This is a genomic window from Streptomyces ochraceiscleroticus (genome assembly GCF_000720485.1).
GTDB classification, from domain to species: Bacteria; Actinomycetota; Actinomycetes; order Streptomycetales; family Streptomycetaceae; genus Streptomyces; species Streptomyces ochraceiscleroticus.
Map to the genome: position 1 here is coordinate 1 of NZ_JOAX01000027.1, position 19,666 is coordinate 19,666.

General features: G+C 72.6%; 15 protein-coding genes and 1 pseudogene. 10 read left to right on the top strand and 6 right to left on the bottom strand.

Annotated elements, in window-relative coordinates; translation table 11 throughout:
* A pseudogene (locus IG84_RS41275) lies at nucleotides 1–510 on the bottom strand (hypothetical protein); the annotation flags it as partial.
* A gap of 96 nt (nucleotides 511–606) precedes the next feature.
* Here IG84_RS41275 and IG84_RS0129240 point away from each other — a divergent pair.
* Nucleotides 607–1,782: a DNA polymerase Y family protein gene (locus tag IG84_RS0129240; protein WP_051862560.1), complete on the top strand. Its 1,176-nt coding sequence runs from the start codon at nucleotides 607–609 to the stop codon at nucleotides 1,780–1,782.
* Here the strand turns inward: IG84_RS0129240 and IG84_RS0129245 are convergent.
* A complete protein-coding gene (locus tag IG84_RS0129245; protein WP_031063449.1) occupies nucleotides 1,758–2,369 on the bottom strand; it encodes a pyridoxamine 5'-phosphate oxidase family protein in 612 nt (203 codons plus the stop codon). The genes IG84_RS0129240 and IG84_RS0129245 overlap by 25 nt on opposite strands.
* Nucleotides 2,370–2,739: 370 nt before the next feature.
* Between IG84_RS0129245 and IG84_RS0129250 the strand changes: the two genes are divergently transcribed.
* Nucleotides 2,740–3,627: an esterase/lipase family protein gene (locus tag IG84_RS0129250; RefSeq protein ID WP_031063451.1), complete on the top strand. Its 888-nt coding sequence runs from the start codon at nucleotides 2,740–2,742 to the stop codon at nucleotides 3,625–3,627.
* A 73-nt stretch (nucleotides 3,628–3,700) separates the two neighbouring features.
* Here the strand turns inward: IG84_RS0129250 and IG84_RS0129255 are convergent, their stop codons facing one another.
* Nucleotides 3,701–4,678 carry a lytic polysaccharide monooxygenase gene (locus tag IG84_RS0129255; RefSeq protein WP_031063453.1) on the bottom strand — a complete coding sequence of 326 codons (978 nt, stop codon included), beginning with the start codon at nucleotides 4,676–4,678 and terminating at the stop codon, nucleotides 3,701–3,703.
* A 179-nt stretch (nucleotides 4,679–4,857) separates the two neighbouring features.
* On the bottom strand, nucleotides 4,858–5,532 hold the full coding sequence (locus tag IG84_RS0129260) for a response regulator (RefSeq protein ID WP_031063456.1): 675 nt from the start codon (nucleotides 5,530–5,532) through the stop codon (nucleotides 4,858–4,860).
* Nucleotides 5,533–5,684: 152 nt separating this feature from the next.
* Here IG84_RS0129260 and IG84_RS0129265 point away from each other — a divergent pair, with 152 nt between their 5' ends.
* From IG84_RS0129265 to IG84_RS0129295, 7 genes are all read left to right on the top strand, one after another.
* The gene (locus IG84_RS0129265; RefSeq protein WP_031063459.1) at nucleotides 5,685–6,668 is read left to right on the top strand and encodes a Bug family tripartite tricarboxylate transporter substrate binding protein; all 984 of its coding nucleotides are present in this window, start codon (nucleotides 5,685–5,687) and stop codon (nucleotides 6,666–6,668) included.
* Complete coding sequence (locus tag IG84_RS0129270) at nucleotides 6,665–7,204, top strand: tripartite tricarboxylate transporter TctB family protein (RefSeq protein ID WP_031063462.1); 540 nt, start codon at nucleotides 6,665–6,667, stop codon at nucleotides 7,202–7,204. Before IG84_RS0129265 ends, IG84_RS0129270 begins: the two co-directional genes overlap by 4 nt.
* Nucleotides 7,205–7,207: 3 nt before the next feature.
* Nucleotides 7,208–8,710: a tripartite tricarboxylate transporter permease gene (locus IG84_RS0129275; protein ID WP_031063465.1), complete on the top strand. Its 1,503-nt coding sequence runs from the start codon at nucleotides 7,208–7,210 to the stop codon at nucleotides 8,708–8,710.
* Nucleotides 8,711–8,853: 143 nt separating this feature from the next.
* On the top strand, nucleotides 8,854–10,017 hold the full coding sequence (locus IG84_RS0129280) for a methyltransferase domain-containing protein (protein WP_245659636.1): 1,164 nt from the start codon (nucleotides 8,854–8,856) through the stop codon (nucleotides 10,015–10,017).
* Between the two features lie 368 nt (nucleotides 10,018–10,385).
* Entirely contained in the window at nucleotides 10,386–10,775 is a 390-nt protein-coding gene (locus tag IG84_RS0129285) for a GntR family transcriptional regulator (protein ID WP_031063472.1), read from the top strand.
* 174 nt (nucleotides 10,776–10,949) lie between these two features.
* On the top strand, nucleotides 10,950–11,732 hold the full coding sequence (ddaH, locus tag IG84_RS0129290) for a dimethylargininase (protein WP_031063476.1): 783 nt from the start codon (nucleotides 10,950–10,952) through the stop codon (nucleotides 11,730–11,732).
* 18 nt (nucleotides 11,733–11,750) lie between these two features.
* Nucleotides 11,751–12,713 (top strand): pirin family protein, encoded by a 963-nt coding sequence (locus IG84_RS0129295; RefSeq protein WP_031063480.1) that lies wholly within the window; start codon nucleotides 11,751–11,753, stop codon nucleotides 12,711–12,713.
* Nucleotides 12,714–12,944: 231 nt separating this feature from the next.
* On the opposite strand, the gene IG84_RS0129300 is transcribed toward IG84_RS0129295, so the two are convergent.
* Complete coding sequence (locus tag IG84_RS0129300) at nucleotides 12,945–14,057, bottom strand: DUF5925 domain-containing protein (protein WP_031063483.1); 1,113 nt, start codon at nucleotides 14,055–14,057, stop codon at nucleotides 12,945–12,947.
* 182 nt (nucleotides 14,058–14,239) lie between these two features.
* Between IG84_RS0129300 and IG84_RS0129305 the strand changes: the two genes are divergently transcribed.
* Nucleotides 14,240–15,625, top strand: coding sequence for a GH39 family glycosyl hydrolase (locus IG84_RS0129305; protein WP_078649512.1), 1,386 nt, complete (start codon nucleotides 14,240–14,242; stop codon nucleotides 15,623–15,625).
* Nucleotides 15,626–15,713: 88 nt separating this feature from the next.
* On the opposite strand, the gene IG84_RS0129310 is transcribed toward IG84_RS0129305, so the two are convergent.
* Nucleotides 15,714–19,613, bottom strand: a complete 3,900-nt coding sequence (locus tag IG84_RS0129310) for a lipopolysaccharide biosynthesis protein (RefSeq protein WP_031063490.1) — start codon at nucleotides 19,611–19,613, stop codon at nucleotides 15,714–15,716.
* Between the last annotated feature and the right edge of the window lie 53 nt (nucleotides 19,614–19,666).

Consider the following 19,666-nt stretch of genomic DNA (forward strand, 5'->3'; position numbering starts at 1 on the left):
CTCCCCCACCCCCGCCCCCCCCACCCCCGTACCGGCAGCTGCCGCGAACTCCTCCTCAGAGACCGCCTCGACCTCCAAGACAACCCAGACCCCCGAGCCCGTCACGGCTCCCGTGCCCGCTTCAGCCCCGGCCTCGGGAGCGGCCCCGGCCTCGGCCTCCGCGCCCACCCCGGCCTCCGCGCCCACCCCGGCCTCCGCGTCCGACCCGGCTCCCGCACCTGCCGCGGGGCGCGTCGATGCGGGGCGCAGCCCGGGTGCGCGCGTCACCGGGCACCCCCACAGCCGGAGCGGCTCCGCCGACCGCGAGCGGTACGCCGCCGCGGAGGCGGGCACTGGCACGGCGCCCGGAGGGGACGGCGCTCCCACCCCATCTGCCGGCTCGCCGACGCCGGGCGGCTTGGCGATGCCGGGCGGCTTGGCGACGCCGAGTGACTCGGCAGCGCCGGGCGACTCGCCGACGCCGGACGACTCGGTGGCGCCGGACGACGAGCGGGTCATTCGTCTGCCCACCGGCTACACCCTGCACCCGTGGGCCGACCTTCAGCCCGCGGGTGAACGTGCTGCCACCGGTCGCAAGTTGTGGCACGCCAGCCCAGGGAGCGCAGGATGACTTACCGTAAGCCCCCTTCCTCTCCTCCTTCCTCACCTCCTTCCGGGAACTCTCCGGCGGGTGCCGCCGGTGCTTCGGGCCGGGGCCGGGTGCCCAGGGCCGGGGTCGCGCTGTACGTACGGTTCCGTCCGGCCGCGGCGGCCGGAGCGGGGGCCGTCGCGCCCCTCGGAGAGGAGACGTACGAGCGGCTGATCGCGCTGCTGGGGGAGTTCACCCCCGTGGTCGAGGCGTTGCCGCCGGACGCCGCGCTCGCCGACGTGCGCGGTGCGCAGCGGTACTTCGGCCGGGACGCCGCCGGCATCGCCGAGCTGCTCCGGCTGCGTGCCCTGGCGTGGTACGACGCCGAGTGCGTCATCGGTATCGCTGGCAACCCCCTGCTCGCCCGGATGGCCGCCCAGGACGCGGCCCCCGGAGAGGTACGCGTCGTCCCCGGTGACCCCGAGGGCGTCGCGGCCTTCCTCGACCGCAGGCCCGCTGCCGCCCTGCACGGCATCGGTCCCGCCGCGGCCCGCGCCCTGTGTGCGTACGGGCTCGACAGCGTCGGGCGGATCGCCGCCGCGCCGCCCGCGACCCTGCAGCGCATCCTCGGCGCGAAGGCCGGCCGCCGGGTGTCCGAGCGGGCCCGCGGCATCGACCCGACGCCGGTGACCCCGAACGCCCCGGCCCGCTCGATGGCCGCCGAACACCGCTTCGCCCACGACGAGCTGGACGAGGCACGGCGCCGCAGAGCGCTGCTCTCGCTCGCGGACGAGCTCGGCTCCCGGATGCGCAGCGGCGGTCAGGTGGCAGGCGCGCTCACGCTCACCGTCCGCTACGCCGACCGCTCCACCACGACCCGCACCCGGCGGCTGGCCGAGCCGACCGCGCACGGGCCCGCGCTGACCGAGGTCGCCTACGCGCTGCACGCCGCGCTCGGCCTGCAACGTGCTCGCGTACGGGCGGTGGCGCTACGGGCCGAGGACCTCCGCCGGGCCGAACGCGCCGCCCGCCAGCTGACGTTCGACCCGGCGGACGACAAGGCCCGCCGCATCGAAGCCGCCGTCGACCGTGCGCGCACCCGCTTCGGTCCGCACGCCGCCCGTCCCGCCGCGGCCTCGGCCGCCCCCGCGTCGGCCGCGGGACGTCGACCCCACGGCCGGCCTTACGGTCAGCCGTACAGGCGGTCGGCGTAGCGCGGGCCGTAGTGGGCCTCGAGGGCTTCGAGCGGGAGGTCCGGGGCCTCCAGGGCCTTGCATATGCGGGCCCGGGTGGGGAGGGCTTCGGGCTGCCAGGTCTCCGTGCGCCACAGGCCGGATCGCAGGAACGCCTTGGAGCAGTGGTGGAAGACCTCTTCTATCTCCACGAGCAGCGCGAGCGCCGGACGGTGGCCCTTGACGACCAGTTCGTCGAAGAAGGGCGCGTCGCGCAGCAGCCGGGCCCGTCCGTTGATGCGCAGGGTGTCGCCGCGGCCGGGCAGGACGTACGCCAGGCCCACGTGCGGGTTGGCCAGGACGTTGCGGAAGCCGTCCACGCGCTTGTTGCCTGGGCGGTCGGGGATGACGATCGTGGTGTCGTCCAGCACGAGCGTGAAGCCCGCGGGGTCGCCCTTGGGCGAGACGTCGCAGCGGCCCTCGGCGTCGGCCGTGGCGAGCAGGCAGAACGGGGAGTTGGCCAGCCACTGCCGGTCCAGCTCGTGCAGCGCGGGACGGGTCTTGTGGGCGGCGCGGGCGTTCGGCTCGCCGACCAGCTCGCGCAGCTCCGCCTCCGAGGTGACCTCCACCAGACTCTCCAAGGGCCCGCCCGCCGACGCCGTCCGCGTCCTGTCCACCGGCTGATCGGCCGTCGGTTCCGTCGGCTCCGCTGATGCAGTGCTCATTGCCGTTTCCCCCTGTCACGGCGGGCCCGCGCGGCTCGCGAGCGCCATGGCAACGACTCTACGCCGGACCGCCGACAGCGGCCGGAGCCTGTGGATAACCCGTACGTCCGGTGAGAATCGTGTGCCACTTCTTTCACCGTCGCACGACTGGACCCCTGACCTTACTCAGCCGTAACTTGACGGTCGATCACAGCGTTGAGCCATGCGATCCGGATCGCAGGTGATGACTCGGCGAGCACTTCGGAGTCCCCTCACCTCCCGCAAGGAGCATCGCATGAACACGACCACGCACCGAGCCCTGCCCTGGAGACGTGCGGCCACCGCCGTCTCCGCCCTCGCCCTCGCCTTCGGCGCCGCCACCGCGGCCACCCCCACGGCGGCAGCCGCCACCGCGTCGGAGGCCACCGTCTCCGCCGGCTGGAACGACTACTCCTGCAAGCCGTCCGCCGCCCACCCCCGGCCCGTCGTCCTCGTCCACGGCACCTTCGGCAACTCCGTGGACAACTGGCTCGGCCTGGCGCCGTACCTGGTCGCCCGCGGCTACTGCGTCTTCTCCTTCGACTACGGGCAACTGCCCGGCGTCCCCCTCTTCCACGGCCTCGGCCCGGTCGACAAGTCGGCCGAGCAGCTCTCCGCGTACGTGGACCGGGTACTGGCCGCGACGGGCGCGCCGAAGACCGACCTCGTGGGCCACTCGCAGGGCGGCATGATGCCGCGCCACTACCTCAAGTTCCTCGGCGGCGCGGCGAAGGTGAACGCGCTGGTCGGCATCGCGCCCGACAACCACGGCACCGACGTGAACGGGCTGACGCGGCTCCTGGACCAGTTCCCGGGCGCCAAGAAGTACCTCGACTCGCTCGCGCCGAGCCTCAACGACCAGATGGTGGGCTCGGACTTCCTCAACCGCCTCAACGAGGGCGGCGACACCGTCCCCGGTGTGCGCTACACGGTCATCGCGAGCAAGTACGACGAGGTGGTCACGCCCTACAAGAGCCAGTTCCTGAGCGGCCCGGACGTGCGGAACGTACTGGTCCAGGACCTGTGCCCGACCGACTTCTCCGAGCACCTGGTCATCGGCCTGGCCGACCGGGTCGCCTTCCACGAGACGGCCAACGCCCTGGACCCGGCCCACGCGACGCCGACGACCTGCACGTCGCGCTGACCACATCGCCGTGCGGTGCGCTGCTCCCCGGGGAGCAGCGCACCGCATGACCTGCCGCACCGTCGCCCGGTCCTCAGCCGCCGTTCCGGGCGGCCTTGCGGCGGGCGACGGCGAAGAGCAGCGAGGCGCCCAGTGCCAGCACGGCCGCGCCGCCGATGGCGAGCGGAGCGGTCGAGCCATCGCCCCCGGTCTCGGCGAGCTGCGTGGTCACCGCCTTGCCCGATGAGCCATCCGGGCGCACGCCGTTCGTGCTCGCGTGGGTGTCCTCGCCCGCATGTGCGTCCGGGGCAGAGTGCGCGTCCTTGCTCGTGTTCCCGTGGTGCATCTGCGTGTGGTCCATCGACGACCTGTCCGCGCCGGCCGCGAGCTGGTGCTCGGTCGGGGCGGTGGCCGCTGCCGTCCCCGTACTGCCGCCGTCCTTGCCGAAGACCACGTCCGAGCAGGTGTAGAAGGCTTCGGGGCTGTCCGAGCGCTGCCAGATGCTGTAGATCAGGTGGCGGCCGGAGCGGGCCGGCACCTTGCCCTCGAAGACGTAGTCGCCGCCGGTCAGGGTGGGGTCGGTGACCTTCGCGAACGGCTTCGCCTCCAGGTCCGACCACTTCAGCGGCTTGCTCGGGTCGTAGCCGTCCTTGGTGAGGTACAGCTCGAACGTGCCCTTGTGCGGCGCGGTGGCCTTGTATCGGAACGTGTGGGCACCCGCCGCCATCGGGCTGGCCGGCCAGTCGTCCCGGGCCAGGTCAAGGCCCTTGTACTCCTCGCTGTTCGCGCTGCAGAGCTTGCCGTCCGGTATGCGGGTCCTGGACTGGCCGCCCGCCGCGCCGTCCCGTACGCCGTTCCAGTCGTACAGGGCCTGCACGCCGCCGGCCGCGACCATCGCCTTGCAGGCCGCGGAGTCCGGTGACTCCGGGCCCTCGGCGTAGCACGCGGAGATCCGGCTCACCGGGTCCGTCATCGAGCCGTGCGCGGCCGCCGGGCCCGCGGCGAGCACGGTGAGGGCGAGCGGAGCGAGGGTGGTCAGGGCGCGCCCTGCGGTCTTGCGGCGAGCGGTCATTGTGGGGGTCTCCTTCAGGACGTGCGGAGTTCATGCCGTACGTGGCGGGTGCACCCGGCGGGCAGCACGCTAGCCCCGCCGACCAGCGAATTCGCCGCCCGGAACGGACCCTTGGCGATCTTTATGGGTGGCTTAAGGAACCGCTCAGCGGTGGTTAAGTCCCAAGGAGCGGGCGGTCCTCAGGCGATCCATCGGTAGCGCCGTTCGGGGCGCCCGGTGCCGCCGTACCGGAGCGAGACCTCGGCCTGCCCGGTGCCCGTGAAGTACTCCAGGTAGCGGCGCGCGCTCACCCGGGACAGCGCGCCCGCCGCCGCGCACTCCGATGCCGAGAGGCCGTCCTCGTGCTGGCGCAGGGTGCGTTCGACCAGGTCCGCCGTATGGGCGGCGAGACCTTTGGGCAGACCTCTGGAGGCGCGCGGGCGGGTGCCGAAGATCTGGTCCACGTCCTCCTGGCTGGCCTCACCGATCCTGTCCAGACGGGTGCGCAACGCGGCCACGTGCCGGAGCTGCTCCTGAAGCGAGGACCGGTCGAACGGCTTGATGAGGTAGTGCAGCGCACCGGCCCGCAACGCGTCCCGTATGACGTGCGCGTCGCGTGCCGCCGTAACGAAGAGCGCGTCGGCGTGCGTCCCGCCCTCCAGGGCCCGCAGCCGGCGCAGCACGCTGATGCCGTCCATGTCCGGCAGGTAGATGTCCAGCAGGAGGAGGTCGGGGCGGAGCCGTTCGGCCGCGCGCAGTGCCTCGGCCCCCGTATGTGCCACGCCGGCCACAGAGAAGCCCTCGGTGGCGTTCACGTAGTGGCTGTGCAGCTTGGCGACCATGAAGTCGTCGTCGACGACCAGCACCTTGGTCATCGAACGATCCCTTCCGCGACCACAACGTTCACAACGACCCTTAATACCGGAAGCGAGACGCCGAGTTAACCCCCGGGCAACATGTGGCCCTCACCACGATCTCCCCCCCACAGAGCCATGAAGCCACACGCAAGAGAAGGGTGGTGTCATCTGTGCGTGCGCGCACACCCCTCGCCCTCCTGGGGGCGGTTCTGATCGTCCTCCTCGGCCCGCCCCTGCTGACATCGGGCAGCGGGGCCGACGCCGGGACCCGGATCCCGGGCCTGCAGTTCATGGTGCCCAACACGCCGGGCGGTGGATACGACATCACGGCCCGTACGGCGGCGAAGAGCATCGAGGACGCCGGGCTCAACCACAATGTCGAGGTCTTCAACCTCCCCGGCGCCGGCGGCACGGTCGGCCTCAGCCGGATGGTCAACGAGCACGGCAACGGCAAGCTCGCGATGTCCATGGGGCTCGGCGTCGTCGGCGCCGTCCACACCAACCACTCGCCCTCCGGGCTCGGCGACACCACGCCCATCGCGCGGCTCACGGAGGAGCCGGACATCGTGGTCGTCGCCAAGGACTCCAAGTACAAGACGTTCGAGCAGCTCCTCGCCGACTGGAAGAAGAACCCCCGCAAGATGCCCGTCGGCGGCGGCTCCTCGGCCGGCGGCCCCGACCACCTGGCGCCGATGCTGATGGCGAAGGCCGCCGGGATCACGCCCAAGTCCGTCAACTACGTGCCGTTCGACGGCGGCGGTGAGCTGCTCGCCTCCGTACTGGGCGGCAAGGTCGCCTTCGGGGTGTCCGGCGTCGGCGAGTACCTGGACCAGATCAAGTCCGGGGAGCTGCGGCTGCTGGCCGTCACCGGCCCGGAGCGGGTCAAGGGCCTGGACGCGCCCACCCTCAAGGAGGCGGGCGTGGACACCCAGTTCACCAACTGGCGCGGCATCGTGGCGCCCCCGGGCCTCACGGACGTCGAACGGCAGAAGCTGACCACCCTCTTCACCGAGCTGCACGGATCCAAGCAGTGGAAGGACGCGCTCAAGCGCAACGGGTGGAGCGACGCCTTCATGACCGGCGACAGGTTCGGCCGCTTCCTGGACGCCCAGGACCGGCGCGTCGACACCGTACTGAAGGAGCTGGGGCTGTGAGCACCGGTACCGAACCCACCGCGCCCCCGAAGGGCAGCGGGCTGCGCGCCTCCTTGCGCGGCCGCTCCGAACTGGGCGTCTGCCTCATCCTCCTGGTCCTCGGCGTCCTCGTGCTCACCGACGCGGTCACGATGGACACCGACATCACCCAGCGCGGCCCCATTGGGCCCACCACCGTGCCGATCGTCGTCGGGGTGCTCCTCCTGGTCGTCGCCGTCCTCCTCGCCGTCGACGTCCTGCGGGGCGGCCGCGGCGAGGCCGAGGGCGGCGAGGACATCGACCTCACCGAGCCCGGCGACTGGCGCACCGTCGCCCTGCTCGCCGGCGTCTTCCTCGCCAACGCCGTCCTCATCGGCCCGCTCGGCTTCCCCATCTCCGGCGCACTGCTCTTCTGGGGCTCCGCGTACGCACTGGGCAGCCGCAACCTCACCCGGGACCCGCTCATCGCAGCCGTCCTGTCCCTCGTGACCTACGTCGTGTTCAACAATCTGCTGGGCGTGCCGCTGCCCGGCGGCCCGCTCATGGGGGTGCTGTAGACGATGGACTCCCTGTCCTCACTCATCGACGGCTTCGGTACGGCGCTGACGCCGCTCAACCTGCTGTGGGCCGCCATCGGGGTGCTGCTCGGCACAGCCATCGGGGTACTGCCGGGCATCGGCCCCGCCATGGCCGTCGCCCTCCTCCTCCCCGTCACCTACGGGCTGGACCCGACCGGCGCGTTCATCATGTTCGCCGGGATCTACTACGGGGGCATGTTCGGCGGCTCCACCACCTCCATCCTGCTCAACACACCCGGAGAGAGCGCGGCGGTGGTCGCGGCCATCGAAGGCAATCCGATGGCACGCGCCGGGCGCGGCGCGCAGGCCCTGGCGGCCGCCGCCTGCGGGCACTTCGCGGGCGGCATGATCGGCACGATCCTGCTGGTCGTGCTCGCGCCCACGGTCGCCGCGCTCGCCGTGGACATCGGCGCGCCCGACTACTTCGCCATCATGGTGCTCGCCTTCATCGCCGTGACGTCCGTGCTCGGCAGCTCCCGGATACGCGGCTTCGCCTCGCTGCTCATCGGCCTCACCCTCGGGCTCGTCGGCCTGGACCAGATGACCGGACAGCAGCGACTGACCTTCGGGACCCTCGAACTCGCCGACGGCATCGATGTCGTCATCGTCGCCGTCGGCCTATTCGCCATCGGAGAGGCGCTGTGGGTGGCGGCCCACCTGCGGCGCACGGCGGGCGAGTCGATCCCGGTGGGCCGTCCCTGGCTGGGCAAGGCGGAGCTGCGGCGCACGTGGAAGCCGTGGCTGCGCGGCCCGCTCATCGGCTTCCCGTTCGGCGCGATCCCGGCCGGCGGCGCCGAGATCCCCACCTTCCTCTCGTACGTCACCGAGAAGCGGCTCTCCAAGCACCGCGACGAGTTCGGCCGCGGCGCCATCGAAGGCGTCGCCGGGCCCGAGTCGGCGTCCTCGGCGTCGGCGGCCGGCACGCTCGTGTCGATGCTGACCCTCGGCCTGCCGACGACCGCCGTCGCCGCGGTGATGCTGGCGGCCTTCCAGCAGTACGGCATCCAGCCCGGGCCGCTGCTCTTCGAGCGCGAACCGGAGCTCGTCTGGGGCCTGATCGCCTCGCTGTTCGTCGGCATGGTCCTGCTCCTCGTCCTCAACCTGCCGCTGGCGCCCGTCTGGGCGAAGCTGCTGCGGATCCCGCGCCCGTACCTGTACGCCGGGATCCTCTTCTTCGCCGCGGTCGGCGCGTACGCGGTCGGCGGCGAGCCGCTGGACCTGGTCATCCTGCTGATCATCGGGCTGATCGGGCTGGGCATGCGGCGGTACGGGCTGCCGGTGCTGCCCGCCGTCATCGGGGTCATCCTCGGCCCGGCCGCCGAACAGCAGCTCCGGCGGGCGCTGCAGATCAGCGACGGCAGCGTCACCGGCCTGGTCAACACGCCGTTCTCGGTCACCGTCTACGCCGTGATCGCGGTGCTGCTGGCCTGGCCCTGGATCAAGCGGGCGCTCCCGCGCGGGCGTTCCGCGCGCGCGGAGGACTGAGAGCGGGACGGGAGCCGGACGGGGCGGAACACCGGCGGGGCAGGCGGCCGGTCTTCCGCCCTCCGCCTGCCCGGCGCCCGGGCGAAAGACCGGGTTATCCACAGGTCAGAGCGATTGTCAGTGGCGCCTGTCACGATCTGTGCATGACTACCGACATGCCGGTCACCGACGCCGGTTACTGGGAATCCGCCGCCGAGCGGTTCGACGACGAGCCCGATCACGGGCTGCGCGATCCCGCGGTACGGGCCGCCTGGGCGGACCGGCTGCGGGACTGGCTGCCGGCCGGGCCGTCCGACGTCCTCGACCTCGGCTGCGGCACGGGCAGCCTGGCCCTGCTCGCCGCCGAGCAGGGCCACCGCGTCACGGGGATCGACCGCTCGCCGCGGATGGTGGACAAGGCCCGCGCCAAGTTCGCGGCGGCGCGGCCCGATGACCGGACGCAGGCCGCGCGGCTGATGGTCGGCGACGCCGCCGAACCGCCGGTGGGGGAGCGGCAGTTCGACGCGGTCCTGGTCCGGCATCTGCTGTGGGCACTGCCCGATCCGGAGGCGGTGCTGCGCCGGTGGGTCCGGCTGCTGCGGCCCGGGGGCCGGCTGGTGCTGATCGAGGGCCGGTGGGGCGAGTCCGACCCGATCGGCATCACGGCCGCCGAACTGGAGGGGCTGACCGCTCCGCTGGCCCGCCGCACGCATCTGGAGAGACTCGCGGATCCCGTGCTGTGGGGCAGGGAGGTGCGGGACGAGCGGTACGCGCTGGTGGTCCACCCCGCGCCGCCGGCCCGCCATACGGAGGTGATCGATGTCCATCTGATCCTGCGCCGCGGGGACGAGGTGCTGCTCGCCCGGCGCGCGAACACCGGATACGCGGACGGGCTGCTGCACGCACCCAGCGGGCACGCCGAGGACGGTGAGGACGTCCGGGAGGCGATGATCCGGGAGGCGGCCGAGGAGACCGGGCTGCGGCTGACCGCGTCGGACCTCCGGGTCGCGCTGGTCATGCAGCACCGCGCGCCGGACGGGCGGCCGCGGATCGGCTGGTTCTTCGAGGCGGCGTACGGCGCGGGCGGCGAGCCGGTCAACCGCGAGCCGGAGAAGTGCTCCCAGCTCGCGTGGTTCCCGCTCGACGCGCTGCCGGACGACATGGTCGCGTACTGCAGGGCGGGCCTGGACGCGTACCGCACGGGCCGGCGCTTCGTCCTGCACTGGCACCGGCCCGGCGACTCCCTCGCGTACGACCCGGCGGGCCCGGACCGCGCGGTGCCGCTGCCGCAGAGCACGGGCGGCCGTATCGCGGAAACGGAGGGGTGAGGAGGGCGGGGGATGAGGAAGGCACGCGGGATGCGGAGACGACGGCGAGGAGGGCGATAGCGAGGAGGGTGACGGCGAGTCGGACGAGGCGACGTGGGTGACGGCGAGTCAGGCGGCGGCGACGAGGGTGGCGGCGAGGAACGCGGGGGCGACGAGGATGACGGAGAGGAGAACGGGGGCGGTCGCGCCGATCGAAGGCAGTGCCCGGCCAGTGAGCGCGGGGCGTGTGGGCGTGGGGTGTCTGGGCGCGGGGCATGTAGACGCGGAGCGTCTGGGCGTGGGGCGTGGTGGGCCGGTGCGGGAGCGGGGGCGGAGCACAATGGCTGGGACAAAGGTTCTGTAGCCTCACCTCTACCGGGAGTGTCACCGTGGCCCTGCACCCTCTGCAGCTTGTCGTCGATCCGGAAGCGGCGGACGCGCCGTACGAGCAGGTCCGCACCCAGATCGCCGAGCAGGCCCGGAGCGGGCGGCTGCCGGCCGGGTTCCGGCTGCCGACGGTGCGCGGGCTGGCGGGGGAGCTGGGACTGGCAGCGAACACCGTGGCCAAGGCGTACCGGGCGCTGGAGAGCGACGGGGTGATCGAGACCCGGGGCCGTAACGGTACGTTCGTCGCGGCCGCCGGGGACGCGGGGGCTCAGCAGGCCGCGGAGGCCGCCCTGGCCTTCGCCCAGCGGGCGCAGCGGCTCGGCCTTGACCACCAGACCGCGCTGACCGCCGCGGTGACGGCCCTGCGCGCCACGTACGGCGAGGACGGGTGACCACCCCACCAGCCACCACCCACCCCGGGTGACCACTCCACCAGCCACCACCCACCCGCATCGGGACTGCCGAGGCGTAAGGTGGCCTTGCTAACCCGTCGTTCAGTAAGCCGTACGGATTCCGGGCAGCCTCACTGCGGAGTCCGTGCCGAGGAATCCGGAGGTGGGCGCGTCATGGCCAGCAAGAAGGCGCTTGTTCGGCGGCCGAGTCCGCGGCTCGCGGAAGGGCTGGTCACGCACATCGACCGGCGGCCGGTGGATGCCGGGCTCGCGCTGCGGCAGTGGGAGGCGTACGTCGGGACGCTGCAGGCGCACGGCTGGGAGACCGCCGAGGTGCCGCCCGCCGACGACTGCCCGGACGGCGTTTTCGTCGAGGACACCATGGTGGTGTACCGCAACGCCGCGCTGATCTCGCGGCCCGGCGCGGACGAGCGGAAGCCGGAGACCGCGGCGGCCGCGGAGACCGTCGAGGGGCTCGGCTGCTTCGTGGCCCGGGTCCGCGCGCCGGGGACGCTGGACGGCGGGGACGTGCTGAAAATCGGCGGCACGGTGTACGTGGGCCGCGGCGGGCGCACCAACGGGGACGGAGTGCGCCAAATTCGGGCTGCTTTCGAGCCATTGGGGGCGCGGGTCGTCGCCGTACCGGTCAGCAAGGTCCTGCACCTGAAGTCGGCCGTTACCGCACTTCCCGACGGCACCGTCATCGGATACCCGCCGCTCGTCGACGACGAGGCGCGCGCACTCTTCCCGCGCTTCCTGGCCGTGCCGGAGGAGAGCGGCTCCCACGTCGTGCTGCTGGGCGGTGGAAAACTGCTGATGGCGGCCAGTGCGCCGAAGAGCGCCGAGCTGTTCGCCGACCTCGGGTACACGCCGGTGCCCGTCGACATCGGTGAGTTCGAGAAGCTGGAGGGGTGTGTGACGTGTCTGTCCGTACGCCTGCGGGAGCTGCCCGCGTGACCGCCATATCGTGACCGCATGAGCAACCTCGATCTCAAGCCCGCGGCCAGTCTCTGCGGGGGCGGAGGCCGGACCGGGCCGGTCCGTGACGTCCAGCCAGGCAAGCAGGTTCCGCTGGGGGAGTCCACGCTGGTCCGCAGACTGCTGCCGAACCTGGGCCGCAGGATGGTGGGCGCGTGGTGCTTCGTGGACCACTACGGTCCGGACGACATCGCCGGGGAGCCCGGGATGCAGGTGCCGCCGCATCCGCACATGGGGCTGCAGACGGTCACCTGGCTGCGCGAGGGCGAGGTGCTGCACCGCGACAGCCTCGGCTCCCTGCAGACCGTACGGCCGCGGGAGCTGGGCCTGATGACCTCGGGCCGGGCGATCGCGCACTCGGAGGAGTCGCCGCGCGACCACACCCGGGTGCTGCACGGCGCGCAGCTCTGGGTCGCGCTGCCGAACGAACAGCGGGGGAAGGCGCCGTCGTTCGAGCACCATGCCGAGCTGCCGGTGATCACCGGGGGCGGCGGGCTGAGCGCGACGGTGATCCTCGGGGAGCTGGCGGGCGCGCGGTCGCCCGGCACGATCCACTCGCCGCTGGTCGGCGCGGACATCACGATCGGCGCGGGGACGCACGTACGGCTGCCGCTGGAGAGCGACTTCGAGTACGCCGTGCTGACGATCGAGGGGGAGACCGAGGTGGACGGCGTACGGCTCGGGCCCGGCTCGCTGCTGTACCTCGGGTGCGGGCGCGGCGAGCTGCCGGTGCGCTCGGACGTCCACAGCAGCCTGATGCTGCTGGGCGGGCTGCCGTTCGAGGAACGGATCGTCATGTGGTGGAACTTCGTCGCGCGCAGCGGTGAGGAGGTGGCGGCGGCGCGGGAGGCGTGGATGGCGGGGGAGCGCTTCGGGACGGTGCACGGCTACGACGGGCCGCCGCTGCCGGCCCCGGCCCTGCCGCCGGTGCCGCTCAAGCCGCGGGGGCGCCGGCGGTGAGGCGGCCGGCCCGCACCGCCGCGCGTACGGGCCGCACCGCCACCGGTACAAGCCGTACCGCCGAAGACGCGGGCCGCACCGCCGAAGGCACGGCCCGCACCAACGAAGGCGCGAGCCGCACCGCCACCGGTACAAGCCGTACCGGCGCACGCACGAGCCGCGCCGCCGGCCGCACCACCAAAGGCGCGGGCCGCCCCGCCGAAGCCGCGCCCCGCGCCGCCACCCGCGCTCTCACAGATACAGCCCCGAGTCCGCGCCCGTGTCCTGGGCGGGGACGGCGGCGGGGCGGGTGCCGCGGCGCAGTGCGTACAGTTCGGCGAGGCTCGCGCCCTCGCGGCCGATGCCCTCGTCCGAGCCCAGCCAGCCCACCGCTTCCGTGCGCGTGAGCGGGCCGACCTCGATACGGGCCAGGCAGCGGCCGGGCCGGACCACCGCCGGGTGCAGCCGCTCCAGGTCCTCGTTGGTGGTCACGCCCACGAGGACGTTGCGGCCCTGGCCCAGCAGGCCGTCCGTGAGGTTGAGGAGCCGGGAGAGCGCCTGCCCGGCGGTGTGCCGGGCCTCGCCGCGGATCAGCTCGTCGCAGTCCTCCAGGAGCAGCAGCCGCCAGCGGCCCCGGCCGCTCGGGTCGTCCTCGCCGATGGCGATGTCCATCAGATAGCCGACGTCGTTGAAGAGCCGCTCCGGGTCCAGTACGCAGTCGACCTGGCACCAGTCGCGCCAGGAGCGGGCGAGCGTGCGCAGCGCGGACGTCTTGCCCGTGCCCGGCGGGCCGTGCAGGAGCAGCAGCCGGCCGGCGATCTCCTCGGGAGTGACCTTCATCAGGCCGTCCAGCGCGTCGGCGACCGGCGCCGTGTAGTTCGGCCGGATCTCCTCCCAGGTGCCGGCGGAGATCTGCCGGGTGGTGCGGTACGGGCCGCGGCGCGGGGAGTAGTACCAGAAGCCCATGGTGACGTTGGCGGGCTGCGGATCCGGCTCGTCCTCGGCGCCGTCCGTGGACTGGCCCAGCACCTTCTGGGCCAGCTCGTCGCTGACCGCCGTGACCGTGATGTCGGCGCCGCGGCTCCAGCGCGAGACGAGCAGCGTCCAGCCCTCGCCCTGGGCGAGGGTCGCGCTCCGGTCGTCGTCGCGCGCTGAACGCAGTACTTCGGCGCCGGGCGGCAGCAGCGTCAGACCCGCCTTGACGCGCTCCACGGAGCGGCTGCGGGCGTACGGCTGCCGTCCGTTGGCGAACCGCCCCAGGAAGAGGGCGTCCACCACATCGGACGGGGAGTCGCTGTCGTCCATCGTCAGACGGATCGGCAGCGATTCCTCGGCGGCGGCCGGCGGAAGGTGATCGGCACACATGCCGGCCATGATCCGGCATGACTCGCGTGGCGTACACGGAATTTCGGGATTACCCGGGCCGGGTCCGAGACGGACGCGGGCTTGACCGGCACTTGACAGGCGGCGTGGTAGTTCCGTCCACAGCGCAACCGTTACGCGGTATCGCGGCTCAACAGCCGGTAATCTGACTAGGGTTGCCCGTTGTGGGACGTCATGGGGGGTTACGGGTGGCAATACCGGGGCGCACGCGGTGGGCGATCACCGCGCTTCTCGGCACGGGGGTGACAGTTCTGTCGTTGCTCCTGGTCATGTGCGGGTTTCCGCCGGGGGGACAGGAAGGCAGGGGCGCGAACAACGGAGTGTTCGGCAGCGCGAACCCGATGGCTCAACTGGGCTGGGGGTTCACGCACACCGAGTTCAGCGCCGACCGCGGCGAGCACACAGCCAAGGTGGCGGCCGACCGGCTGCTCACCGGCGACCCGATGCCGCAGAACCAGCACATCATGGGCTGGGGCGCGCGCAATCCGGAACCGAGCCCCGGGACATACAACTTCCGTGATCTGGACCGGCGACTGGAGCTGATGCGGAGCACCGGTGGCACGCCCGTCCTCACCCTGTGCTGTTCGCCGGACTGGATGAAGGGCGGCAAGGCCGGGAAAACGGACTGGGGCGAGCTGGAGAAGGCGCCGAGCCCGGATCACTACGAGGACTTCGCGAAGCTGGCGGGGAAGATAGCGAAACGCTATCCGGAGGTCCGGCACTTCATCGTCTGGAACGAATTCAAGGGCTTCTTCGACGAGGACAAGAACCGCTGGGACTACGAGGGGTACACGCGGCTGTACAACCTCGTGTACAAGGAGCTGAAGAAGGTCGACCCGGGAATCCAGGTCGGCGGGCCGTACGTCGTGATGGACAGCTACGGCCCCGGTGAGGACTCGTACGCGTCCGATCTCGCGGGACCCTGGGGCTCGGTCGACCAGCGCGTTCTGGACGCGGTGTCGTACTGGAACGAGCACAAGGACGGGGCCGACTTCCTGGCCGTCGACGGCTCCAGTTACACCAAGGACGATGAGTACGCGCCGGACGAATTCCGGGCGACGGAGAAATTCGGCGACGTGACGCGGTGGCTGCGCCAGGAGACCGGACTGCCGGTGTGGTGGTCGGAGTGGTACGTCGAGGTCGCGGACGAGAACGACGACCGGAACGGCTGGAGCGAGCCGCACCGTACCGCGGTCCAGGCCGCCGCGATGATGGAGATGGCGCGGTCCGGCGTGGCCACCGCGCTGTACTGGAATCCGCAGAACGAGGGCAAGGACTGCCCCGGCTGCCTGTGGCGCAGTACGCAACTGGACGACGGCGGCGGCGAATTGCCGATGATGAAACTGCTCGGGAAATTCGGGAAGGAATTCCCGCCGGGGACCACATTCCGGTCCGTTTCCGTCGCGCCGGAAGACCGGCCGAATGTACGGGTGCTCGCCGACGACGACTCCGTACTGGTGATCAACACCCTCGACCGCCTCATCCAGGCCAAGATCGACGGCAGGACCTTCGACATGCCGGGTTACGGGCTGCGCTGGCTGAAGCGCTGAAGGGCGACGGCCCCCGTCCCGTACTTACGGGGCGGGGGCCGTTCCTACGAGAGCGTCTCCTGTGAGACGTCTCCTGGGGGAGCGCCTCCTACGACAGCGTCACGAACCGCTGCACGAGGGCCGCCAGGAAGACCACCAGGAGCGGCAGTGAGAACCAGAACGAGCCCTGGACCCAGCGCTGCTTGCCCACGCTCGGCGGGAGCGCCACTCGCACGATCTCGCGGGTGCCCAGCAGCAGGAGCAGCGCCACCACCGCCAGGCCGCCCGCCACCGACCACGGCGTCCAGGTGACCTTCGGGCCCGCCGGGCCCGGGGCCGGCTGCGGTACCGGGCCGGCCGGCGGGTCCTTCAGCTCGTACAGCACGGCGTCGGCGTTGACGACCACCCGCCGCAGCTCGGGGCGGCTGTCCAGGTTCGCGCGCAGCTGCCGCTCCCAGCTCTCCGGGTAGCCGCCGTCCAGCCGCAGCGCCTCGGACTGGCCGGTGTTGACGATCAGGTACGACTGCGGGCCCGCGTCCTTCAGTGCCTTGACCAGCGGACCGACGAGCACCGGGTCGCGCGGCGCGAGGGTCGGCTCGTACTGCACGCGCTCCATGTCCTTGGCGCCCCACGGCATGTCCGGGGTGACGTTGTCGACCGGGTCGTCGGTCATCCACAGCAGCCGTACGGTCGGCTCGTCGTGCGCGTACACGTACTCCATCGCCGCGACCTCGCCGGACCGGGTCCGCTCGAACGGCTCATTGCCCCAGCGGGCCACGAGGAAGCCGAAGACCAGCACCAGGCCCGCCAGCAGGGCCGCGAGCGGCCCGAGACCGCGGCGGCCGGCGGCGGGGCGATCCGTGGTGGGGAGATCCGTGGTGGGGAGGTCGACGGCGGGGCGGTCGGCGGCCGGGCGCGGGAAGAGCGCGAGCGCGCCGAGCACGCACGCGCCGGGCAGCGCGAACATGAAGACGCGCAGCGCCATCTCGCCACCGTAGGACTGCATGCCGAAGGCGAGGAACGGCACGAAGGCGAGCACCAGCAGCGAGCGCTCGGCGAAGCCCGCCATGCGCCGCCGCAGCACGCCCCAGCAGGCCAGCGCGAGCACCGAACCGGCCAGCAGGACCCGGGTGTACAGAACGAGCTTGTGAGTGCTGCTGCCGCCCTCGATGCGGCCCGCCACGGAGGAGGTGACGTTGGAGCCGATGCCGCCGATGCCGCCGAACAGCTCGTCGAAGTGGCCCGACCAGTAGGGCTCGGCGAGGAAGCCGATCCAGAAGACGACCAGCACACCGAGCAGCAGCGGCAGGCCGCGCAGCGTCGAACGGCGCACCCACACCAGGAAGATGAGCACGCCGAGCATCACGAACGGCGTGAGCTGGTGGCCCGCCACGGAGACCGTGAACAGCGCGATCAGCACGCCGAGCAGGACCGCCCGCTGCCTGCGGCCGGCCGGGCGCACCTCGGCCTCACCGGGGCGCAGCCTGCCGCGCAGCACCCGGGGGTCGCGGAACCACACCAGGAGGACCGCGACGAAGACGAGGTAGAGCAGGTACGTGAAGCCCTGCGGCGAGAAGTAGTCCTGGCCGACCCAGCCGCACAGCGCGAACAGCCATGCCGCGCTCCACTTCGCCCGCCAGTCCGCCCGTACGGAGCGCAGCAGCAGGAACACAGGGGGGAGGTACAGGAGTTGGATGGTCAGCGGCCACCAGCGGAGCAGCGCGTCGAAGTCGGTGACGCCGCACGCCTCGGCGAGGAACTGCGCCCCGGCGAAGAAGCCCGGCCAGCTCCAGCGCGCGTCCAGATCCGGCACGGCGGTGCCGGTGCGGCCGATGTAGTCCAGGAAGCCCAGGTGCTGCCAGGCGGTGGCGAAGCGCGGTTCGGCCTCCAGGACGGCGGGCAGCGCGTGCAGCGCCACGACCGTCAGCAGGAGCGTCGCCGCCAGCAGGACGCGGCGCGGCCGGGAGAGCCATAGCGCCGCGGCGAAGGCCACGGCGAGCAGGGCCGCGCCGATCAGCGTCGCGACCGGCAGGACGGAGATCAGGCCGAGCCCGCCCATCCGGTCCAGGTCGGCGTCGCCCATCCCGTGCAGCGGCAGCCAGAAGAGCGCGAGGGCGAGGGCGAGCAGAGCCCAGACGCCCATGTCGGGGCGGGCGGCGAGGCGGGCGGCCACGCCGCCGCGCGCGGCCGGGGCCGCACCGCTCGTACCGGCCGTGCCGCCCGCCGCGGCAGGAGCGGCCGGGGCCGCGGCCGCAGGGGCCGGCGCCGCCGGGGTGACCTTCGGCAGCCGTACGGTATGCGCCTCCGAGGCGCTCGGCGGGGCGACGACCGGCAGTGGCAGCGTGTGCGCCTCTCCCGGGTCACCGGCCTCCTGCGCGGCCTCCTTCGCCCACGACGGCTTCCCGGAGGGCGGCGCCGCGCCCGTACCGGCGGCACCGGCGCCCGCCGCCTCCCGGTACGCGTCCCTCACCGGCTCCTCCGTCAGCGGTGGCCGCACATCGGGGCGGCGTTCCATGTGGTCGAAGTCCACGTGGACACCCAGCGGCATCGTGTCCACGTCGAGCAGGGCGCGCTGTGCCCATGTGGGCGTGCGGACCGCGTCGCCCAGGTCGCCGTGCATCGCCAGGTCCGCCAGGTCGCCGTCGGGGGCCACCCCGTCGGCCGGCGCCTTGGCCAGCGGCGCCACCGGGCGGCCGCGGACGACGCCGTACAGCTTGACCATCGCGATCGAGGCGATCACGGTCAGGCTGCACACCTCCGCGACGCCCGCGCCGGCCAGCCCCATCCGCGGCAGCAGGAGCAGCGTCAGGCCGAGCACGAGGAGGCACAGCAGGCCCTGGAGGTAGGCGAGGCCCGAGGTCCGGCTCTGCGCGCGCAGCACCGCGAAGTACGTCTCCATCACCACGCGCAGCGCCGCGCCGACCGCGAACCAGCGCAGCAGCGGCGTCGCGGCGTCCGCGTACCCCTTGCCGAACACACCGAGGATGTACGGCGCGCAGACGAAGAGGAAGAGGCAGACCGGGAGCATGATGCGGGCCATCCGGCGCAGCGCCGCGCGGGTGTTCTCCGCCAGCCGCGCCGGGTCGTGCGAGCCCTCCACGGTCAGCGAGGCACCCATGTTGATGGCGAGCAGGTTGACCGTGCCGCCGATGGTGGAGGTGATGTAGAAGTACGCGTTGTCGGCCGCGCTGACCTGCGAGGCGACGAGGACCGGTACGAGGTAGACCACCGCGAGCGAGAAGAGGGAGCCGGTGTAGTCGCCGGCCAGGAAACGGCCCATCTCGCGCAGCGAGGGCGGCCGTACGGTGCGCGCGGTGGCGGCGATGTGGCGTGGCACGAGGCGCCGGAAGACCAGGCAGCCCAGCGGGATCACGGACACCGCGATCGCCGCGACCCAGGAGACGAAGACGCCCGCGGTGGGGGCCGCCGCCGCGATCGCGACCAGCAGCGCCAGCTTCACCGCCGAGAAGACCAGATTGCCCACCGGCACCCACAGGGCGCTGCGCAGCCCGGTCAGCACCCCGTCCTGCAGGGTCAGCACCGACCAGGCGACCACCGCCACGATGAAGCCCAGGCCGTTGAGCGGACCGTGCAGGAAGCGGTACGAGGGGCCCCACAGGTCCAGGGTGAGCAGGAAGACGCCGGCGGCCACCGCCACGACCAGCGAACTGCCCGCGTACGTACGGAAGACCAGCCGGCCCGTCGCCCGCCCGGCGACCGGGATGAAGCGGGCCAGCGCGCCGGTCAGCGTCACCGCGGTGAGCCCGGCCAGCAGCTTCATCGCGGCGATCGCCGCCGAGCCCTGGCCGACCGCCGACTCGGTGTAGTAGCGCGCGGCGACCAGCCAGAAGCCGAGGCCCAGCAGCCCGGATATGCCCGTGTTGAGCATCAGGGCGTAGGCGTTGCGGAAGAGGGGCGTGCCGCCGCCGCGCCCCGGGAACCGCAGCTTGCGCCCGTCCGGTGCCTGGTCCTGCGGGCGTTCCTCGGTCCGGGTGGTCGTGTCAGACACTGGCTCGGGTTCCCTTTCCTGAGGCCCGGCACTGTGTCACCGGGCCCCACTGA

Excerpts from the sequence above, each read along its gene's own strand:
- IG84_RS0129240 (WP_051862560.1), top strand. The coding sequence starts at position 607 with ATGACTTACCGTAAGCCCCCTTCCTCTCCTCCTTCCTCACCTCCTTCC.
- IG84_RS0129250 (WP_031063451.1), top strand. The coding sequence starts at position 2,740 with ATGAACACGACCACGCACCGAGCCCTGCCCTGGAGACGTGCGGCCACC.
- IG84_RS0129255 (WP_031063453.1), bottom strand. The coding sequence starts at position 4,678 with ATGACCGCTCGCCGCAAGACCGCAGGGCGCGCCCTGACCACCCTCGCT.
- IG84_RS0129260 (WP_031063456.1), bottom strand. The coding sequence starts at position 5,532 with ATGACCAAGGTGCTGGTCGTCGACGACGACTTCATGGTCGCCAAGCTG.
- IG84_RS0129275 (WP_031063465.1), top strand. The coding sequence starts at position 7,208 with ATGGACTCCCTGTCCTCACTCATCGACGGCTTCGGTACGGCGCTGACG.
- IG84_RS0129280 (WP_245659636.1), top strand. The coding sequence starts at position 8,854 with ATGACTACCGACATGCCGGTCACCGACGCCGGTTACTGGGAATCCGCC.
- ddaH (WP_031063476.1), top strand. The coding sequence starts at position 10,950 with ATGGCCAGCAAGAAGGCGCTTGTTCGGCGGCCGAGTCCGCGGCTCGCG.
- IG84_RS0129295 (WP_031063480.1), top strand. The coding sequence starts at position 11,751 with ATGAGCAACCTCGATCTCAAGCCCGCGGCCAGTCTCTGCGGGGGCGGA.
- IG84_RS0129300 (WP_031063483.1), bottom strand. The coding sequence starts at position 14,057 with ATGTGTGCCGATCACCTTCCGCCGGCCGCCGCCGAGGAATCGCTGCCG.